Raw genomic sequence first — 18803 nt, forward strand, 5'->3', positions numbered from 1 at the left:
GAGCGAGGTGGAGTTCACTCCGGGCGGCGATGTGTCCGGCTGTCACCGCATGACACCTTCTGCGCTGCCAACCCGTCGAAGCGATATGAAGGGCGAACATCGATGCCGTCGACCACCACCGGGATCCCCCGGACCACCCCACCGCCACCACCGGCCACCACGCCGTCATCGACCCGAGGACGGGTGGTGTTCCTCATCCTGTCCTTCGCGGGCACCTGGCTCTGGCTTCTGATCGGCCACACCCTCCTCGGCCTCTCGGCGCTGAACCCGCTGCTGCAACTCCCGGCCTTCTGCGTGCCGGGCGTCGCGGCCGTGGTGGTCCGGCGCTGGGTCACCCGGGAGGGGTTCGCCGACGCGGGACTCGCGTTCCGTCTGCGGTCCGCCTGGGCGTACTACCTCATCGCGTGGCTCGGTCCGCTGGCCATCGCGGCGGTGACCATGGGGTGTGCGGCCGTGCTCGGCCTGTGGCATCCGGAGCTGTCGTCCCTGGACGAGCTGTCGCCGGGGATGCCGGGGTGGGTGGCGGTGATCGGCCTGATGCTGGTCCTTCCCCTTCTCACCCCGCTGTACTGGGGTGAGGAGTTCGGCTGGACGAGCTATCTGCGGCCGCGGTTGTTCGGCGGCCGTCCGCTGCCGTCCATCGTCGCCACGGGTCTGATCTGGGCGTGCTGGCACTTTCCGCTGGCCTTCATCGGTTACGTCCACTTCTCGAACGTGGTTCTCGGTCTGGCGGTGTGGACCGTCATGTTCCTGTGCCAGGAAGTCGTCCTCGCCTGGCTGTATCTGCGCAGTGGCACGGTATGGGTGGCGAGCCTGGCCCATGCGGGGAACAACATGGTGCTCTTCCTGCTCACCGGGCAGTTGCTCACCACCGACGACGGCCACGGCCCCGCCCACGGTGCCATCGTCACCTCGATACTCCCCACCCTTCCCGTGGCCGCGCTCGCCCTGTGGGCCGGATACCGGCTGCGGGTAGGACCGCCTCGGGGCGTGCCGACGCGGTGAGGCATCGCCACCGTCCGGCGCCGGGACCATCCGGCGCCGGACGGTGTCCGGTCAGAAGCGGTAGCGCAGGATGCGGCCCACATCCCGGAAGCCGGGCAGATGGGCCATCACCTTCATGCTCATCCGACCCGGGGCGGGCATCTTCTCCAGCCCCGGCATGTCCACGCTGCGTACCGCGTCCAGACAGGTCAGTCCGTCGTGCCAGCCCTCCAGCTCATACGGGTCGTCCAGCCCCCAGTGGAGTGTCGCCCCGGCGTTGCGCACCGCCGGAACGCACTTCTGGAGTCTGATGCCCAGGGAGCCGTAGCAGTCGAACAGCAGCTGCCCGCTGGGGAAGCGGCCGGTGATCCGCTGGATCAGCCGTTTGCCCTCCTCCTCGGTCAGATACATCGTCAGGCCCTCGAAGACCGCCACGGTCGGCCGGTCGTCGGGCACCTCATCCAGCCACGCGTCGTCGGTCACCGAGGAGGCGACCATCTCGTAGTCACCCGACGGCACCGGGAGGAGCCGCCGGCGCAGTTCGACGACGTCCGGGAAGTCGACGTCGATCCAGCGCACCGACGACGGCGGATCGAGCCGCTGGACACGGGTGTCCAGACCACAGGCCAGGTGCAGCACGGTGGCCTTCTGACGCTCCGCCAGGAACTCGGTGGTCCAGTCGTCGAGCTGTTTGGCCCGCAGCGCCACGCCCACCGCCGTCGTGGCCGTCATCCCCGTTTTGCCGAAGTCGTAGGCGACGCGCTCCACCGCCGCCTGGGCGGCGGTGTCGCCCAGGACGGTATCCGGTGAGCGGCTGTCCACCGCTCTGGCGTAGAGCGTGGCCAGCATGGTCTCCTGAGTGCCGCTGAGAGTGATCTTTTCCTGATCCATGGTTCCTCGGTCGATGGGGGGTACCGGCGGCCCTGAAATGGAATCGGGCACGGAGTGTCAGCGTCCGTGTGCGTACGGTCCCACGTCTTCCCTGGCGAAGGCGACCGTGCCCTGGGCTGTTCGAGTACTTCCCGCCAACTCCGCGGCCCGCCGCGGTGTCAGTCCTGGGCGGCCAGCCACAGATCGGGGCCGAAGACCTCGTAGTGGACGGCGGCGGGGCGTACACCCCGGTCCAGCAGCTGGGCGCGGACGGTCCGCATGAAGGGCAGCGGGCCGCACAGATAGACGTGTGCGTCCTCGGGGACCGCGATCGTGGAGAGGTCGACCCGTCCGGTGTGCGCCTCCGGCCGGTCCGCCTCCGCCCGCTCGTACCAGAAGTGGGCCGTGCCGTCGGCCAGTTTGGTGACCAGTCGTTCCTGGTCGGGGCGCAGCGCGTGGGCGGTTGCCGAGCGGTCGGCGTGGACGACGGTCACCGGGCCCTGGTGTCCCCGGTCGACGAGGTCCTCCAGCATCGCGACCATCGGGGTGCATCCGATTCCTGCCGAGACCAGCAGCAGCGGTGTGTCGCTGCCGGTGGTGTCGAGTACGACATCGCCGTACGGTGCCGAGACGCTGAGCACGTCGCCCACTCGGACGCGGTCGTGCAGGTGACCCGAGACCTCACCCGCCGGCCCCCGCCCCTCCTGCGCCCGCTTGACGGTGAAGGAGCGCACCGTCGAACCGGGTGCGCTGGTCAGGCTGTACTGGCGTATCTGCCGTGCTCCGTCGGCCAGTTCGACCTGGACCGAGACATACTGTCCGGCCCGGAAGGCCGGGGCCGGGCGGTCGTCCGCGGGCCGGATCCGGAAGGTGACCACATCCGGGGTCTCCTGGACCCGCGCGACCACGGTCCACGGGCGCCACGTGCCCCCGGCCAGCGCCCCCTGCTCGGCGTACAGCCGCCGTTCGATCTCGATCAGGGCGTTGGCCATCAGCCAGTAGACCTCGTCCCAGGCGGCGGCCACCTCCTCGGTGACCGCGTCGCCGAGCACCTCCGCGATGGCGGCGGACAGGTGGCGGTGCACGATCGGATACTGCGCGGGGGTCACGGCCAGCGAGGCGTGCTTGTGCGCGATCCGGCCGAGCATGGCGTCGGGGCGGACGCCGGGTTGTTCCACCAGGGCGGTGGCGAACGCGGCGAGTGCCCCGGCGAGGGCCTGCCGCTGGGTTCCCGCAGCCTGGTTGCCGCGGTTGAACAGGTGTCGCAGCAGCTCGGGGTGGGCCTCGAACAGCCTCCGGTAGAAGAGGTCGGTGATGGTGCCGATGGCCTCGCCGACGGCGGGCAGCGTGGCGCGGACGGTCTCAGCCGACTTCGGGGAGAGCATGAGAGGCTCCTAATTGGTATATGAGATTCGTATTTAATGGCGTGAAGAAGTCCGGCATGGCGGAGCTCCCGTGATCAGGGGGACAGGCCGGGGCCGCGACCCACCAGTCCCAGCAGGACCGGACCGGTGGGGGAGGCGACCAGATCGTCGACCGTCAGTGGGTCGAGGGTGGCGTAGAACGCCTCCTGTGCCCGGCGCAGCGCCATCCGCAGCCGGCAGCCCTGGCGCAGCGGGCAGGGGGTGTCCCCCTCGCAGTCGACGACATCGCCGACGCCTTCGAGCTCCCGGACCAGTTGCCCGATCGAAGCGGTGCGTCCGGTCCCGGTGAGTGCCAGCCCCCCGCCGCGCCCCCGCCGGGTCTCGATCAGGCCGAGGTGCTGGAGCCGGGCGGCCACTTTGGCCAGATGGCTGTACGGAACCTGCATCTCCTCGGCGATCCGCCGCGCGGTGCACGGCTCGTCGCCGGTCACCGCGAGGCGCATGATCGCCCGGAGGGCCAGATCCGTTGACTTCGTCAGCCGCATGGCAGCAGAGTAGATAATGCGAATCTGAGATGCAACTTAAGGGTGCGGGTCGGAACGGCACGGAAGGGGCGGGCACTCGGTCCGGCCCCGCGGCCCAGGCCCGAAGCCCTGTCAGATCCGGCCGGGGCCGACCTCCTCGGCGGCCGGTCCGTCCGCGGACTCCGTCCTGTGCCCGTCGGGCGGAGGGTCGCGCAGCGCGCGCGTCACCGACCACGCCACGGACACCATGGGCACGGCCACCACCGCCCCGACCACCCCCGCGACGATGCTGCCGGCGATGACCGAGATGGCGACCACCACCGGATGCAGCCGGACCGCCCAGCTCATCACCAGCGGATGCAGTACGTGCCCCTCAAACTGTCCGACGAGGACGATGAGTGCCAGCACCACCGCGGCGATCACCGGGCCCCGCCCCGCCAGTGCCACCACCGTGGCCACGGCGAGCGCGATCGGTGAGCCGATCAGGGGGACGAAGGTGGCGAAGAACACCAGCAGGGTCAGCGGCAGGGCCAGTGGCACCCGCAGCAGGAACAGCGCGACCCCGACGATGGCCGCGTTGGTGGCCGCCACCAAAATGATGCCCCGGGTGTATCCGGCGAACGTGCTCCAGGCCGCGCGCCCCGCGCGGTCCCACGGGGACCGCGCGGCCTCCGGGAGCTGCCCGCGGAACCACCGCCACATCCGGTCGCCGGAGTGGACGAAGAAGATCGAGCAGAACAGCGCCAGAACCGCCGCCGTCAGCGCCTCCACCACATGGCCCGCACTGCTGAGCGCCCTGCTGATGAGGGCTCCGCGGTTGCGGGAGACAAAGGAATTGAGCCGGTCGTGCAGCCCGGCCAGCGTGCCGGGCCGGACATGGAACGGTGGCCCCTCCAGCCAGCGTTCGATCCGGCCGATGCCCCCGCGGAACTCACCCACCAGGGAGCTCGCCTCGCCCGCCGCCGCGCTGCCCACCAGGGCCAGCAGTCCCAGGACCAGGAACAGGCTGCCGAACACCGCGAGCGCGACCGCCAGGGGCCGGGGCGCCACGCGCGCCAGCAGATCGGCCAGCGGGCGCAGCAGGGCCGTGGCCACCAGGGCCAGGAACACCGCGATCGCCACCAGTTCGAAGCGCCCCAGTACCGTGAAGGCCAGGTAGACGGCCGCCCCGACGACCAGGATCCGCCACGCGTACGCCGCGGCCAGTCGCAGCCCTGGATGGACCAGCCCGCCGTCCTCGTCCGCGCCGCGCGTGGTCGTGGCGACCGCCGGGGACCCGGCGGAGCGCGCGCGGGCCGACGCCGTCCGCCTGGTGCGGCGCCCACGGCCCCCGGCGGTGGCTGCCCGGCGCGCGGGGCGTGGGCGCCGCGGCGCATCCCCATCAGCCGCCGGACCCTCCCCACCGGCCGCCGTCCCGCCGCGCTCCGGCCCGTCGGACGGAGGGAGAGACCCGCTGCTCACGTCGGCGCCACCGCCTTCTGCGTCCCGGCCCTTCGCGAGGAAGGTGTGCGGACTCAGTTGTTCTATCCGATTGGTTCTGAACACACCGATTGAAGCAGGGCGGGAGTCCGGGAGTGCGGCACCTCTCACCGGGCGCGGCGGATCGCGCCCGGCCGCGCCCGGCCGGGTCCGGTCGTCTCCGGTCGTGGTGGGTCGTGCCGGGGTGCGCACGGCCCCGGTGTCCGGAGCCCGTGGTGGGAGCGGCGGGTCACGGTGTTCCCCCGACCCGCGGCGGTTCCATCATCGATCACCCGTCCAAGGAGGCGCCCATGACGTACGACATCGCCGCCGTCCGCGCACAGTTCCCCGCTCTCGAGGCCGGATCGACGCACTTCGACGGGACGCGCGGATCCGGCCGCCGTCATCTTCGGCCGCAGCGCCACCCAGCTGACGTACGACTTCTCCCGCACCTTCGCCAAGACCTGGATCCCGGGTGACGAGATCGTGGTCTCACGTCTGGACCACGACGCCAACATCCGGCCGTGGGTACAGGCGGCGGCGGTGGCGGGTGCCACCGTGCGCTGGGCCGACTTCGACCCGGCGACCGGGGTCCATGCGGCCGGAGCGCTTCTGTACGTCGACGGCGTGCACCGCACCGCGCACGCCCATGTCGATATCGACCGGCTCGGAGCCGATTTCCTCGCCTGCTCCCCGTGTAAATTCCTGGGCCCTCATCTCGGCGTTCTGGCGAGCCGTCCGGAAATCCGAGAAACTCTGAGTCCGGACAAACTCCTGCCGTCGCCCGACGCCGTCCCCGAGCGTTTTGAATTCGGCACTCTTCCTCATGAATTTCTCGCCGGGACGAGAGCCGCGGTGGATTTCCTGGCGGGTCTCGACCCTTCGGCCCGGGGTGACCGCCGGAAGCGGTCTTCGACGCGATCACCGTCCACTCCCGGGCCGCACACCGCACGCCGACCCTGCTGCTGAGCGTCGACGGAGATGACACCGCCGACGCCCACCGCTTCCTCGCCGCCCGTGGTGTCGACGCCCCGTCAGGCTCCTTCTACGCCCCTGGAAGCGTCCCGCAGGCTGGGGCTCGGCGACACCGGAGGGCTCCGGGTCGGACTGGCTCCCCACACCAGCGCCGATGCGGTGGACCTGCTGCTCAACGGCCTGTCCGACTTCCTGCGCAAGCCGGTCACGCACCTCTGAGACGCCCCGTCCCGTCGGCCTGGCGAACCCGGCCACCGGAGGGAGCGCCGGGGTGCGACGGTGTGTCCCACCGCGCCCCGGCGCACACGGAAGCCCCGATTCCGTGGCTGTGCCGTCGGCGGTTTCGCACGCCGCGGCGCATGCGCCGGGGTGGCGCCCTCGCGCTCCGCGTCATGACCTGGCGACCCGTCATCGAGCGCCGCCACCGGGCGAACCGGGCACGGAGAGGGCGCGGGGCGGGCGGTGACCGTGGTGTGCCCTCGGCCGCCCTTTCCCGGCGTCACTCGTAAACACTTTCCCCCGCGCGTGCTGTACTCCGGGATCCATTCCCGGGCATGCTCATTCCGGTTCGCTCCCCACATGACGGAAGGGCATCCCATGGCCAGCGCCTTACCGCAGCCGGACAGGCTTCCCTCGCTCACCGGATATCGATTTCTCCTGGCGTGCGCGGTCCTTTTCGGCCATGTCCTGACGCTGGGCAGACTGTTCGCGGACGAGTCGGTCTATGAGGCCGCCGGCAGGTCCCAGATGCTCAGCGCCGGGGCGGTCTCCTCGTTCTTCCTCCTCAGCGGCTTCGTCCTGGCCTGGACCCTCCGCCCGGACGACACCGCCGGACGCTTCTGGCGACGCCGGTTCGTCAAGATCTTCCCCAACCACGCGGTGACCTGGACCCTCATGCTGGTCCTGCTCCTGGCGACGGGGACGGCCACCCTGCTCCCCGTACCGGACCCGGCCGTCGACGAGGCCGTGAAGAACCTGCTGCTGGTCCACACCTGGGCCCCCGACATGGCCGACTTCAGCAGTGTGAACCCGGTGACCTGGTCCATCTCCTGCGAAGCGTTCTTCTATCTGCTCTTCCCGTTCCTGATCCGGCCGCTGAGCGCGCTGCCCGCCCGCCGGATCCGGCCCGTGACCCTCCTGATCGCCGCACTGGTCCTCGCCACGCCCGCGCTGGTCACGCTTGTCACCGAGGACGCCGCGACCGGGAGTTGGACACCGCTGTCCATGGAGCGCTGGTGGCTGATCTACTTCTTCCCGCCGGTGCGGCTGCTGGAGTTCGTCCTGGGCATCCTGCTCGCCCTCGCCGTGCGGGCGGGCCGCTGGCCCGCCCTCCGGATGCGCTGGCCACTGCTCGTCCTCATCGCCCTGTTCGCGGTACAGCCCCGGCTGCCGGACGAGTACACCTGGGGCGCCGCCACCTGTCTGCCGCTCGCCGCGCTGATCCCCGCCCTCGCCTGCCGCGACATCGCCCGTCACCCCACCTGGCTCGGAACGCGCGGACTGGTGGTGCTCGGCGAGGCGTCCTTCGCCCTGTACATGATCCACTTCCCGGTCCTGTACGCGATCCGTCTGCTGCTCGGCGAGCGCACCTTCGGCACCCTCGCGGCCACGGCCATCGCCCTCGGTGTGGCCACGCTGTGCGTCCTCGTCTCCCTGGTGCTGTGGCGCACCGTGGAGTTGCCCATGATGCGCCGCTGGTCCCGCCCCCGGCCGCGCACCGGCCGTCCGGTCACCACGACCGATGGCATGCCCCCGCGCGCCACCACGGCGGACGATCTCGGAGACCCCGCATCGGCAGGTGACACCACCGACCATGACCGTGTGGTGCGGGCACCACAGCAGGACCCGATGCCCTGACCTGCGCGATCGCCCACCACCGCCGACGGCGGCGCGCACGGGTCGGGGAGCACGGCCACCGCCCGGTCGATGCGCGGCCGCGCCCGGCCGAGCGGCCGTGCCCCGGGCCCGCCCCGACGTTACGATCGAAGAGGAGGGCCCGGCGCGCCCCACGGGAGCCCGGGCGGCACCCCGGGGGGAGAGAGCGGGGCTCCATGACACCCGGTGGTATCGACGGCACGGCCCTCGCCGGTCTTCGCGAAGGGCTGGCGGGTGAGGCGATCGTGCCGGGCGATCCGGTCTACGACGACGCCCGCACCGTCTTCAACGCCATGATCGACCGCCGGCCGGCGGTGATCGTCCAGTGTGAGAGCCAGGACGACGTCAGCCGTGCGATCTCCTTCGGCCGCGACCACGGACTGCGGATCGCGGTCCGTGGCGGTGGCCACAGCGTCGCCGGCATGTCCGTGTGCGACGACGGCCTGGTCATCGACCTCCGCCGGATGCGGGCGGTGACCGTCGACCCAGACGCCCGCGTGGCACGGGCGGGCGGCGGAGCCGTGATGCGCGATCTGGACCGGGCGACCGAACCGCATGAGCTGGCCACCACCGGTGGCCGGGTGTCGACCACCGGCGTCGGCGGCTTCGTCCTGGGCGGCGGCACCGGCTGGCTGGACCGAGCCTTCGGCCTGGCCTGTGACAACCTGCTGTCCGTGGACCTCGTCACCGCGCAGGGCGAGGCGCTGCACACCAGCGAGGACGAGAACCCCGAACTCTTCTGGGCCCTGCACGGAGGTGGCGGCAACTTCGGTGTGGCCACCTCCTTCGCGCTCCGTCTGCACCCGCTCCCCGTCGTCACCGCCATGCTGCTGATGTGGCGCCCCGGCGCGGGGCGGGACGTGGCCTGCGCCTACCGCGACTTCCTGGAGTCGGCGCCGGACGAGATCGGCGGTGGCTTCCTCTACCTGACCGCTCCGCCGGAGGACTTCGTCCCCGGGGACATGGTCGACAAGCTCGTCTGCGCCGCTGTCATCACCTACGTCGGCCGGGAACAGCAGGCCCGTTCCGTCGCCGCGCCATTGCTGCGCCTCGGCCACCAGGCCGAGATGATCACGGAACTGCCGTACGCCGATCTGCAGTGCATGCTCGACGACCCGCCCGGCTACCGGAACTACTGGTCGGCCGAGTACCTGGACGCGTTCCCCGACCCGGCGGTGAGCCTCTTCTGCGCCCGCGCCGCGGACATGGTCGTCCCTTCCCCCTCCCAGCACGTTCTGTTCCCCCAGGGCGGGGCGGTGGCCAGGGGACCCGCGGACTATCCGGTGCCCTGGCGCGGAGCGCCGTGGATCGTGCACCCCTTCGGACTGTGGGAGGACCCGGACGACGACGACCGTGCCCGCCGCTGGGCGCGTGCCACGCGTGAAGACGTCCAGCCGTGGTCCAGTGGCGCGGTGTATCTCAACTTCATCGGCGCCGAGGGTGAGGACCGTGTCATCGCGGGCTTCGGACCCGAGAACCACGGGCGACTGGCCGAGGTGAAGGCCCGGTACGACCCCGACAACGTCTTCCGGTTCAACCACAACATCAAACCGCGTCGGGCCACCGCGGGGATGACCGGACGGTAGCCGGCCCGCGGCCCACCGGTTCACTCCGTCACACGAGTCCGCCGTTGCTCATCAGCAGCTGGCCGTTGATCCACTGACCGCGCGGCGAACAGAGGAAGTCCACCAGGTGGGCGGTGTCGTGCGGAGTGCCGAGCCTGCCCAGCGGTATCCGCTCCCGGCAGACCTCCCGCACCTGTTCGGACATCCAGCCGGTGTCCACCGGACCGGGGTTGATGGCATTGGCCGTGACCCCGAGATGCGCGAGTTCGTGGGCGGCCGCCAGGGTGATGCGGTCCTGAGCGCCCTTGCTCGCACCGTACGGAAGGTTTCCGGCGGTGTGGTCACTGGTGAGCGCGACGATCCGGCCGCTGCCCGGCACCCCGGCGAACCGCCGCCCGTACTCACGGATCAGCAGCCAGGTGGCGCGTGCGTTGACGGCGAAGTGCCGGTCGAAGCTCTCCACGGTGGTGTCGAGCAGTCCCGAGTCGACCGACTCGCAGTGGCACATCACCAGGGCGGTGACACCGCCCAGCCGGGCCTCGGCCTCGTCGAAGATCCGCGCGGGGGCGTCCGGATCGGCGAGGTCCGCCTCGATCGCCGCCGTGGCCGCCCCGAGTTCCCCGAGCGCGTCACCGATGGCGTCGGTGGCCCCGGGCTCGACGCCCCAGGGCATCCGCTCGTCGTAGGAGCGCCAGTAGGTGAAGGCGATGTCCCAGCCCGATCTCGCCAGCTCCCGGGCGACACCCGCCCCGATGCCCACGGTACGGCCCACCCCGGTGACCAGCGCGAGCGGGCGGACGGGGCCGGAGACCGCGTGACCGCCGCCGCTGTCCGGCAGGTCCGGGCCTTGGAGGTGACGAGAACCTTCGGGGCTGGTGGTCATGGGGAGGATCATCGCGATCGATCGCCGGGCCGACAACTCCTCACCGCGTCCTCGCGTGGAGACGGTGAGGAGACGGTGAACGGGGCGAACCGCGCGCCTGGCCCGTTCGGCCCCAGGGCGGCGGGCCGTCCGCCACGCCGTGCCGCTGTGGGGTAGACCTCGACTGTCGGATTCCCCGCCCCCACCACCGGATGACGGCCCTGTCGAGGAGTGTGCGCGTGAGTACGGAACTGAGCGGATCCACCGCCCTGGTCACCGGCGGCACCGCGGGAATCGGCCGTACGGTCGCCCTGCGCCTCGCCGCGCTGGGGGCCGAGGTGGTGGTACACGGCCGTGATGCGCAACGGGGTGCCGGTGTCGTCGAGGACATCCGCGCCGCGGGAGGGCGGGCCCGGTTCATCGCGGCCGACCTCGCCGATCCCGACGCCGTGCTCCGGCTGGCCGCCGAGGCGGGTGAGATCGACATCCTGGTGAACAACGCGGGCATCTACCGCTTCGCCGACACCCCGGAGACCACCACCGAGATGTTCGACACCCACCTGGCGGTCAACACCCTTGCCCCGCTGCTGCTGGTCGGGGTGCTCGCCCCCGGTATGGCGTCCCGGGGCCGCGGGACCATCGTCAACATGAGCACCGTGGCCGCCACCACCCCCGCACGCGGCGCCGGGGTGTACGGCGCCTCCAAGGCCGCGCTGGAACTGCTCACCGGCGTCTGGGCCGATGAGTTCGGTCCCCAGGGAGTACGGGTGAACGCCGTGCGCTCCGGTCCGGCCCGCACCCCCGGCACGGTGGAGATGGGCGAGGACATCCTCCAGGCCCTGGGACGGACCACCATCCTGGGGAGGGCCGCGGAGCCCGAGGAGATCGCCGAAGCGGTCGTCTTCCTCGTCTCCCCGCGCTCCAGCTACATCACCGGTACGGTCCTCGAAGCCCGGGGCGGGGAACTGGCCCTCAGCTGACGGCCCGCCCCCGACCACCGGTGCGGCGGTGACATAGCCTGGGCGATGTGATCACCACACTCGCCGTCGAGAACTACCGGTCGCTGCGCCGACTGGTCGTCCCCCTTGGCCGACTGACCGTGGTCACCGGCGCCAACGGCACCGGCAAGTCCAGCCTCTACCGGTCCCTCCGCCTGCTCGCCGACGCCGCGCGCGGGGGAGCGGTCGCCGCGCTCGCCCGGGAGGGCGGACTGCCGTCCGCGCTGTGGGCCGGACCCGAGACCTCGGCGCGTGCCGTCCGGGAAGGCCGCCATCCGATCCAGGGCACCGTCCGGTCCGAACCGGTCAGCCTGCGCCTCGGCTTCGCCGGTGACGCGTTCGGCTACGCCGTCGACTTCGGCCATCCCACCCCGTCCTGCTCCATGTTCGACCTCGACCCGGAGATCAAGCGGGAGAGCGTGTGGAGCGGCCCCGTGCTGCGCCCCGCGACCCTGCTCTCCGAACGCGCGGGCCCCGCCGTCCGCACCCGGGACGCATCGGGGGAGTGGAACCGCACCCAGGGCGCCGTACGCCCCTACGACAGCATGCTCAGCGAACTCGCCGATCCGCAGCGCGCCCCCGATGTGCTCGAGGTCCGTGAACACGTCCGGTCCTGGCGCTTCTACGACCACGTACGCACCGATGCCCACGCCCCCGCCCGGGCCGCTCAGGTCGGCACCCGCTCACCGGTCCTCGCCTCCGACGGCGCCAACGTGGCCTCGGCACTCCAGACCATCCGGGAGATCGGTGATGGCGACGCGCTCGACGCCGCCGTCGACGCGGCCTTCCCCGGCAGCCGCGTGGAGGTCGGCGATCGCGGCGGACGCTTCGAACTCGCCCTGAGGCAGCACGGGTTGCTGCGTCCGCTGGGCGCACCCGAACTGTCCGACGGCACCCTGCGCTATCTGTTGTGGGCGGCCGCGCTGCTCACCCCGCGCCCACCGGACCTGCTCGTGCTCAACGAGCCCGAGACCAGCCTGCACCCCGAACTGCTCGGGGCACTGGCCGGTCTCATCCTGACCGCGTGCGACAAGACCCAGATCGTGGTGGTCACCCACTCCCGTCCGCTGGCCGCCGCCCTCGCGGACGGGGCGGGGACCTCCCGCACCGAGGTGAACACCATCGAACTGGTCAAAGAGGCGGGCCGGACACTGGTGGATGGACAGGGCACCCTTGACGAGCCCCTGTGGTATTGGCCCAAGCGGTGAGGTGAACCGACGGCGGCGGCCCTCACCCGTCCCCGCGCGCGTGCCGTGCGGTGGCCGCCTGGTCCGCGCGGCCCCCCGCACCGAGCAGCCCTGTCGCCTCGAAACGGGTCCGTTCGGCCAGCCGGGGCAGTTCGCGCCGGGAGAACCACGTCACCAGCACCGGCAGCAGCGGACGGACCGGCTGCGCCAGCCGCAGCCACGGTGGCGCGTAGACCGTGGCGGCCCGCCGTTCGACGGCCGCCACCATCCGGGCGGCCACCGTCTCCACCGAGTAGACCCGTCTGGCCGGTGGCGGCATATGGGCCCGCAGCTCGCGCAGCACCGGGTGCTGGTCCGCGTCCCGGATCATGTCCGTACCGGTCCAGCTCAGATACGCGATCCCGACCCCCACGCCCTGGTGGGCCAGTTCGGCCCGCAGCGACTGCGCGAACGACTCCACACCGGCCTTCGAGGCGCAGTACGCGCTCATCATGGGTGCCGAGCCGAAAGCCGCCGTCGACGCGATCTGGAGGAAGTACCCGCGCGTGGCGAGCAGTCCCGGCAGGAACACCCTCGCCGTGATGGCACTGCCGATGAGGTTCACCTCGACGACCCGTCGCCACACCGCCGGGTCCGACCCGCCGAACGGACCGCCCTCCGCGACCCCCGCGTTGGCGACGACCACCGAGGGCGGCCCGATGTCCTCGTGGATCCGCGCCGCCACGCGCGCCATCGCGGTGTCATCGGTGACGTCTACCTCGAAGCAGTGGGTCTCACCGGGAAGGGAGTCCGCCACCTGCGCGAGGGTCTTCTCCTCCCGGCCCAGCAGGACCACCCGCATCTCTCGCCGCGTCAGCTCCCGCACCATCCCCGCGCCCAGGCCACGCGCCGCGCCGGTCACCACCGCCAGACGTCCCGTCAACGCGCCGGCGTCGCGCACATGGCCCTCCGAAGCAGAGTGAGTGGTCCTCGGCGGAGCGCGAGGCCCCGCCCCCGCCGGAGCTCCCGGCGTGCGGCCGCTCCTGGCATGATGCGCGCCGCCACCCGGCGACCCCCGCTGTCCGCCCGTTGCCACTCCCGAACCTCCCCCGGACGGCGGCACCGTCACACCGGGATCGCGTTGCCGCCGGTCCGGGGCGGACGCTAAAGTCGGCCGGGTGACTGCCGGGTCGGCCATGGGCCATGAACGAGTGAGGCGCCCGGCCCCGGCGTGAGCGTGGGGCGGGCCAGAGCTCCGCCCTTCCCCGCCGCGTACCGAGCCCTCCTTATTCATGGAACCCACGTCACCAAGAGAGCTGAACCGATGACGCACGATCAACAGCAGCACCCCCAGTCCTCCGCCACCGTCCAGCTGAACCACACCGCGGTCTTCGCCACCGACCGACGGCGTTCGGCCGAGTTCATCGCCACGATCCTGGGCCTCGAAGTCGCCCCGCCGTTCGGGCCGTTCCTGCCGGTCGACCTCGGCAACGGTGTCACTCTCGACTACTACGAGCTGACCGACGAGCCCATACAGTCGCAGCACTACGCGTTCCTCGTGCCCGAGGAGCGGTTCGACACCATGATCGACCGACTCGAGGCCGCCGGGACCACCTATTACGCCGATCCGAGCCACACCGAACCCGGACGGGTCAACACCCTCTTCGGCGGTCGCGGCGCCTACTTCGATGACCCGGACGGCCACAACATGGAGATCATGACCAGGCCCTACATCCGGCCCTGAGACATGACCGGGCGGCGGTCCTCCGAGGAGGGCCGCCGCCCCGGCCGTGCTGTTCCGGAGCCCACGCCGGTGTCCACCTCGTGGCGCCGATGTGGTCGGGGTGAGTGGAGGTCGGACCCTTGTTCCACCGGGTCACGTTTTACGTATAACCTGACGCGGCAGGTGTCAGTGCCGACAAGGGATCGTGATGACCGCGCGAACCAGTGACCTCCGCCTCGGCTTCATCGGACACGGGCGCCACGCCCGCGCCAACCTCTATCCGGCCATCGCGCTGGCCGGTCACACCCTCACCGCCGTGGCCACCCGCGACACGGCGCGGGCCGAGGCCGCGGCGGCACTGCACGGGGCCGACCGCGGGTACGGCGACCACCGGCGCATGCTCGCGGAAGAGGACCTCGACGCGGTCTTCATCAGCATCGACCCCGCGGACCAGGTGGCGGTCACCATCGACTGCCTCGAAGCCGGGACCCACGTGTTCGTCGAGAAGCCACTGGGCATGAACGAGGACGAGGCCAGGCAGGTCGCCCGGGCCGCGGAGCGGTGCGGGCGCCAGGTCGTGGTGGGCTTCATGAAGCGGCACGCGCCCGCCTACACGGGCCTGGCCGAGCTCATCCGGGACACCGAGCGGTTCGGTCCGGTGATGTCCTTCACCTCCTTCTTCGCCTTCAGCCCGTGGACCGATGAACTCCGCGACGACACCGGCCTCAAACTGGCGGCCGTGCATATCGTCGACCTCGTGCGCTTCCTCTTCGGCGAGGTGCGGGAGGTCACCGGCTACAACAACTCCCGGGGCGCCGACATCAGCATGACCTGCGCGGTGCGCTGCGACTCCGGTGCGATCGGCTCCCTCACCTTCGCCGCCGCACCCTCCTGGAGCCGGGAGCAGGAGGAACTGACCGTCACCGGGCGCACCGGGTTCGCCCGTGTGGAGAACCTCTCCGACCTCGTGTCCCACCACCACGTACCCGGCGATGTGGCGGCCGACGCATGGCAGCGCCCGCAGGAGACGACCGTGGTGCGCCGCGCCGCGAACTCGCCCGCCAGCGGCGGTCATCGCGACCTGTACCTGCGTGGATTCGCCGGTGAGGTGGCGCACTTCCTCGAGTGTGTGAACACCTCCCGCACCCCCACCAGTTCGGCCGCGGACAATGTCGCGACGATGGCGCTGTGCGATGACATCCTGCGATCGCTGGGCCGGCTGTAGACGAGTGTCGCGCGCCGTGCCCCACGGAGGGTCCGCAGCGATCGTGCCTCACACCCCGGCAGGGTAGGGTCTCGACGGATCGAGTGGTGTTCGGCGTTCGACCCGCGCGCTGTGTCTGGCGGGTGCTCTGCTGGGATGGGCGCTGGCGCGGTGGCGGCTGCGGGGACGCGCAGGACTCATGGCAGGGTGGCTTGGCTGGGGCGTCGCCGCGATGCTGCTGGCGCGCGGCATCGGGATCGAGGTCCTGCTGCTGGCCGATGCCGGTGGTCTCGACGCGTCCGTCAGCGAGGGGCAGCGGTTCTGGACACTGGCGCTCTGGAACCCCTGGGTCGTCCTCGGTGGTGTGGCCTTCTGCATGGCCGCCTTCACCGTCGGCCGGAGGAGCGAGAAATAGGCCGTGTCGTGTGGCACTCGCGGGTCCGCGAAGACGGCCACGGCGCCCTCGGCTACCGCTGGGAAATGTCCCCGGAGGTGTTGTCGCCTGACCCGAGTACGCCCAGGCCTCGGGTCAGGCTCCGCCTTGCGATGACCGCGTCCGCCGCAACGGCCTGATCCACGAGGACCCGGACGCCACGACCGGGCTCTCCGCGGCACCCGTGCCGGGGATCGCTACGCGTGAAGAGCCACTGTCATCGACTGCCGGCTCTCGGGCGTGCTGCCCCGCGCCCTCACCGCGGCACGCGAACTCTCCTCGCCTACTCCAACGAGCTCTCGATCCGGTTCGGTTGCTCGGTCGTGATCGTCGTGGTGGTCAATTGTCATGTCCCTGGCATGCCTGGAGGGGTTTCCGGTGGACTCCACCCGGGGTCAGGTCCCACGCCTCGACGGTGAAACCGCTGTGGCCCCTACCCGTGGTGCGGGCTTGGAGCCGCCACGGGCCGTCGCCGACCGGATAGAACCTCAGGGTGAGGACCTGGCCGGTGGCGAGGTAGATCTCGACGATGGAGGCGTCTACGACCATCCGCAGCTCGACGGGGGTACCCGGGTTCTTCAGTGACGCGCAGGCCATGGTGAACGTACCTCCTCGTGCGCGCGGATCCAGTGAGGCGCGGCCGCGGTCGACGGTGAGCAGACCGGCCGCCGGGTCGAACGTGATGTCGAGGTATTCGGCGCCATCCGTGGAAGTGACCAGGCGGAGACCGCTGGTGCCGGTGGCGTCGGGGACCAGGGTGGCGGTGAGGTCGAAGGCGCGGCCGACCTGACCCAACTCCAACGACCGGGACCGGGTGGCGAGTCCGGTGCGGTGGACTACGCGTTCGCCACGCAGGGCGAGCAGTTCACGGGCGGGGCGTTGGGCGACTGTGCCGTCGTCGGCCAGGGTGAGTTCGCGTGGCAGGGTGAGGACGCCCGCCCAGCCTGCTTCTTCGGACCAGTCGCCGTCGCGGGCTTCCCAGGACCAGCCCCAGAGAAGCCACCGGTCGCCGGGTGCCCTCAGCAGGGCGGGGGCGTAGAAGTCGGGGCCGTGGTCCAGCGGTGCCGGTGCCGCCGCTGCCGCGAAACGGCCGTCTGCTTCACCCCCGACGTGGACCGTCACATGGCGTGGGCCGTCCTGTGCAGTCCAGTCACTGACGACAAGGACGCCGCGGCCGTCGAGGGGCGCGTACTGGGGACACTCCCAACCGGCCGGATCGGCGGACGTGGGGTCAGGACTGCTGGTATGGAACGGACCGTGGTACGTCCAGTGCTCCAGGTCGTCCGACTCGTAGAGCAGCGCCGCGCCACGACCGTCGGCGAGGGCCGCGCCGACCAGCATGCGCCAGCGTCCGTCCTGTCGCCAGACGTAGGGATCCCGGTACATGGTGGTCCCGGTCGGCGGCTCCGGGATGAGCAGCTCCGGCCGCTTCACCCAGGTGTCTCCGCCGTCGTGCGACCGCGCGGTGGTGACCGGCTGCCACCAGCGGCCGGTGCGGTTGGCGGAGTAGAAGGCCACCAGCGCACCGTCGACGGAGACGGCGTTGCCGGAGTAGCAGCCGTCCTCGTCCTCGCCCCCGAGGGTGGGGGCGAGGGCGACCGGGAGCGGTTCCCAGTTGATGAGGTCAGGGCTGCGGAAGTGTCCCCAGTGCGTGTGCGCGTGCTGCGGACCGAACGGGTTGTACTGGAAGAACACGTGGTAGCGGCCGTCGTGGAAGACCAGCCCGTTGGGATCGTTGATCCAGTTGCGGGGCGGTCGCAGGTGCGCGGCGGGCAGGTGGCGGTCGACGGGAGGCGTGGACACACGGGGCCTTTCGGAGGGTGCGCTGCGTACACGGGCGGGCGCGGGACCAGGGGGACGTGAGGGGGCCGGGGCTCGGTCCGGTGCCGTCACCCCTTGACTCCGCTGGAGGCGATGCTGTTGACGAACGCCCGCTGGAAGGCCACGAACAGCGCGAGTACCGGCACGGTGATCATCGAGGCGTAGGCCATGATCTGACCCCAGGAGGGGTTGAGCTGGAAGAAGTACTGGATGCCGACCATCACGGGCCGCAGGTTCTCGTCCTGGACGACCATCAGGGGCCACAGGTAGGAGTTCCAGGCCGGCAGGAAGGTCAGGATGGCCACCGTGGCGACCGCCGGGCCGGACAGCGGCATGACGATGCGCCGGTAGATGCCGAACCAGCCGGCCCCGTCGATGATGGCCGCTTCGTCCAGTTCCTTGGGGATGCTCTGGAAGTACTGGTGGAACAGGAAGATGGAGAAGGCGTTGGCGACGAACGGCAGGATCTGCACCCGGTAGGTGTCCAGCCAGCCTTCGGTCAGGGTGAGGTGGAAGCCGTGCAGTTGCAGCCAGGGCAGATGGTTGACCCACCACACCAGCGGCAGGGCGAACGTTTCGAACGGCACGATCAGCGTCGCGATCACGGCGGTGAGCACGACCTTCTTGCCGCGCCAGCGCATCCGGGACAGGGCGAACGCCGCGAGGCTGTTGACGAAGATGCCCAGGGCCACGGTGACGGCGGAGATCCCGATGGAGTTGAGCAGGAACCGGACGGCGGGCACCCGGTCGAAGACTCCGGTGTAATTGTCCAGGGACAGGTGGCCGACCGGAAGGAACGCCTTGACGCTGTCCAGGTCGCCGAAGATCTGCTGGTCCGGCTTGAGGGACGACACCAGCATGAACACGATTGGGAACGCGAAGAAGAGCGCGAGTACGATGCGCGCCGCCTGGACGGCGAGGGTGCGCAGAAGTGGCCTTCGGTGACCCGGGCGTGCGGGTGCGGGCGATGCGGAGGTCATG

The 18803-nt window shown here is 71.1% G+C and carries 17 protein-coding genes and 1 pseudogene; 9 read left to right on the forward strand and 9 right to left on the reverse strand.

Annotated features, from left to right (window positions below):
• Positions 1–14 precede the first annotated feature (14 nt).
• A complete protein-coding gene (locus AC07FT_RS22060; protein WP_479177728.1) occupies positions 15–197 on the reverse strand; it encodes a hypothetical protein in 183 nt (60 codons plus the stop codon).
• On the opposite strand from AC07FT_RS22060, the gene AC07FT_RS22065 reads away from it, so the two are divergent.
• Positions 187–1005 (forward strand): CPBP family glutamic-type intramembrane protease, encoded by an 819-nt coding sequence (locus AC07FT_RS22065; RefSeq protein WP_479177729.1) that lies wholly within the window; start codon positions 187–189, stop codon positions 1003–1005. The two genes, AC07FT_RS22060 and AC07FT_RS22065, sit on opposite strands and share 11 nt — an antisense overlap.
• A gap of 51 nt (positions 1006–1056) precedes the next feature.
• On the opposite strand, the gene AC07FT_RS22070 is transcribed toward AC07FT_RS22065, so the two are convergent.
• From AC07FT_RS22070 to AC07FT_RS22085, 4 genes are all read right to left on the reverse strand, one after another.
• Positions 1057–1875, reverse strand: coding sequence for a class I SAM-dependent methyltransferase (locus AC07FT_RS22070; RefSeq protein ID WP_479177730.1), 819 nt, complete (start codon positions 1873–1875; stop codon positions 1057–1059).
• A 158-nt stretch (positions 1876–2033) separates the two neighbouring features.
• A complete protein-coding gene (locus tag AC07FT_RS22075; RefSeq protein WP_479177731.1) occupies positions 2034–3239 on the reverse strand; it encodes a globin domain-containing protein in 1206 nt (401 codons plus the stop codon).
• 74 nt (positions 3240–3313) lie between these two features.
• Positions 3314–3763: an RrF2 family transcriptional regulator gene (locus AC07FT_RS22080; protein ID WP_254750024.1), complete on the reverse strand. Its 450-nt coding sequence runs from the start codon at positions 3761–3763 to the stop codon at positions 3314–3316.
• 111 nt (positions 3764–3874) lie between these two features.
• Positions 3875–5203, reverse strand: coding sequence for an AI-2E family transporter (locus AC07FT_RS22085; RefSeq protein WP_479177732.1), 1329 nt, complete (start codon positions 5201–5203; stop codon positions 3875–3877).
• A 308-nt stretch (positions 5204–5511) separates the two neighbouring features.
• On the opposite strand from AC07FT_RS22085, the pseudogene AC07FT_RS22090 reads away from it, so the two are divergent.
• The 3 genes and pseudogenes from AC07FT_RS22090 (at position 5512) to AC07FT_RS22100 (ending at position 9636) form a co-directional block, all read left to right on the forward strand.
• Positions 5512–6394 (forward strand): annotated as a pseudogene (locus AC07FT_RS22090) (aminotransferase class V-fold PLP-dependent enzyme).
• A 378-nt stretch (positions 6395–6772) separates the two neighbouring features.
• Positions 6773–8032, forward strand: coding sequence for an acyltransferase family protein (locus tag AC07FT_RS22095; RefSeq protein WP_479177733.1), 1260 nt, complete (start codon positions 6773–6775; stop codon positions 8030–8032).
• Positions 8033–8226: 194 nt separating this feature from the next.
• Positions 8227–9636, forward strand: coding sequence for an FAD-binding protein (locus AC07FT_RS22100; RefSeq protein ID WP_479177734.1), 1410 nt, complete (start codon positions 8227–8229; stop codon positions 9634–9636).
• A 28-nt stretch (positions 9637–9664) separates the two neighbouring features.
• On the opposite strand, the gene AC07FT_RS22105 is transcribed toward AC07FT_RS22100, so the two are convergent.
• The gene (locus tag AC07FT_RS22105; protein WP_479177735.1) at positions 9665–10498 is read right to left on the reverse strand and encodes an SDR family oxidoreductase; all 834 of its coding nucleotides are present in this window, start codon (positions 10496–10498) and stop codon (positions 9665–9667) included.
• A gap of 218 nt (positions 10499–10716) precedes the next feature.
• On the opposite strand from AC07FT_RS22105, the gene AC07FT_RS22110 reads away from it, so the two are divergent.
• The gene (locus AC07FT_RS22110; RefSeq protein ID WP_479177736.1) at positions 10717–11457 is read left to right on the forward strand and encodes an SDR family NAD(P)-dependent oxidoreductase; all 741 of its coding nucleotides are present in this window, start codon (positions 10717–10719) and stop codon (positions 11455–11457) included.
• 47 nt (positions 11458–11504) lie between these two features.
• On the forward strand, positions 11505–12683 hold the full coding sequence (locus AC07FT_RS22115) for an AAA family ATPase (protein ID WP_479177737.1): 1179 nt from the start codon (positions 11505–11507) through the stop codon (positions 12681–12683).
• 22 nt (positions 12684–12705) lie between these two features.
• Here AC07FT_RS22115 and AC07FT_RS22120 read toward each other — a convergent pair whose 3' ends face one another.
• The gene (locus AC07FT_RS22120) at positions 12706–13602 is read right to left on the reverse strand and encodes an SDR family oxidoreductase (protein WP_479177738.1); all 897 of its coding nucleotides are present in this window, start codon (positions 13600–13602) and stop codon (positions 12706–12708) included.
• Between the two features lie 363 nt (positions 13603–13965).
• Between AC07FT_RS22120 and AC07FT_RS22125 the strand changes: the two genes are divergently transcribed.
• From AC07FT_RS22125 to AC07FT_RS22135, 3 genes are all read left to right on the forward strand, one after another.
• Positions 13966–14385, forward strand: a complete 420-nt coding sequence (locus AC07FT_RS22125; RefSeq protein WP_479177739.1) for a VOC family protein — start codon at positions 13966–13968, stop codon at positions 14383–14385.
• Positions 14386–14572: 187 nt separating this feature from the next.
• Positions 14573–15589 carry a Gfo/Idh/MocA family protein gene (locus AC07FT_RS22130; RefSeq protein ID WP_479177740.1) on the forward strand — a complete coding sequence of 339 codons (1017 nt, stop codon included), beginning with the start codon at positions 14573–14575 and terminating at the stop codon, positions 15587–15589.
• 115 nt (positions 15590–15704) lie between these two features.
• Positions 15705–15983, forward strand: a complete 279-nt coding sequence (locus AC07FT_RS22135; protein ID WP_479177777.1) for a DUF3995 domain-containing protein — start codon at positions 15705–15707, stop codon at positions 15981–15983.
• A 357-nt stretch (positions 15984–16340) separates the two neighbouring features.
• Here AC07FT_RS22135 and AC07FT_RS22140 read toward each other — a convergent pair whose 3' ends face one another.
• Positions 16341–17804 carry a glycoside hydrolase family 32 protein gene (locus AC07FT_RS22140; RefSeq protein WP_479177741.1) on the reverse strand — a complete coding sequence of 488 codons (1464 nt, stop codon included), beginning with the start codon at positions 17802–17804 and terminating at the stop codon, positions 16341–16343.
• 86 nt (positions 17805–17890) lie between these two features.
• Entirely contained in the window at positions 17891–18802 is a 912-nt protein-coding gene (locus AC07FT_RS22145) for a carbohydrate ABC transporter permease (RefSeq protein ID WP_479177742.1), read from the reverse strand.
• Between the last annotated feature and the right edge of the window lies 1 nt (position 18803).

Source organism: Streptomyces sp. NPDC045899 (assembly GCF_056431485.1).

Excerpts from the sequence above, each read along its gene's own strand:
- AC07FT_RS22060 (WP_479177728.1), bottom strand. The coding sequence starts at position 197 with ATGAGGAACACCACCCGTCCTCGGGTCGATGACGGCGTGGTGGCCGGT.
- AC07FT_RS22070 (WP_479177730.1), bottom strand. The coding sequence starts at position 1,875 with ATGGATCAGGAAAAGATCACTCTCAGCGGCACTCAGGAGACCATGCTG.
- AC07FT_RS22075 (WP_479177731.1), bottom strand. The coding sequence starts at position 3,239 with ATGCTCTCCCCGAAGTCGGCTGAGACCGTCCGCGCCACGCTGCCCGCC.
- AC07FT_RS22080 (WP_254750024.1), bottom strand. The coding sequence starts at position 3,763 with ATGCGGCTGACGAAGTCAACGGATCTGGCCCTCCGGGCGATCATGCGC.
- AC07FT_RS22095 (WP_479177733.1), top strand. The coding sequence starts at position 6,773 with ATGGCCAGCGCCTTACCGCAGCCGGACAGGCTTCCCTCGCTCACCGGA.
- AC07FT_RS22100 (WP_479177734.1), top strand. The coding sequence starts at position 8,227 with ATGACACCCGGTGGTATCGACGGCACGGCCCTCGCCGGTCTTCGCGAA.
- AC07FT_RS22105 (WP_479177735.1), bottom strand. The coding sequence starts at position 10,498 with ATGACCACCAGCCCCGAAGGTTCTCGTCACCTCCAAGGCCCGGACCTG.
- AC07FT_RS22125 (WP_479177739.1), top strand. The coding sequence starts at position 13,966 with ATGACGCACGATCAACAGCAGCACCCCCAGTCCTCCGCCACCGTCCAG.
- AC07FT_RS22130 (WP_479177740.1), top strand. The coding sequence starts at position 14,573 with ATGACCGCGCGAACCAGTGACCTCCGCCTCGGCTTCATCGGACACGGG.
- AC07FT_RS22145 (WP_479177742.1), bottom strand. The coding sequence starts at position 18,802 with ATGACCTCCGCATCGCCCGCACCCGCACGCCCGGGTCACCGAAGGCCA.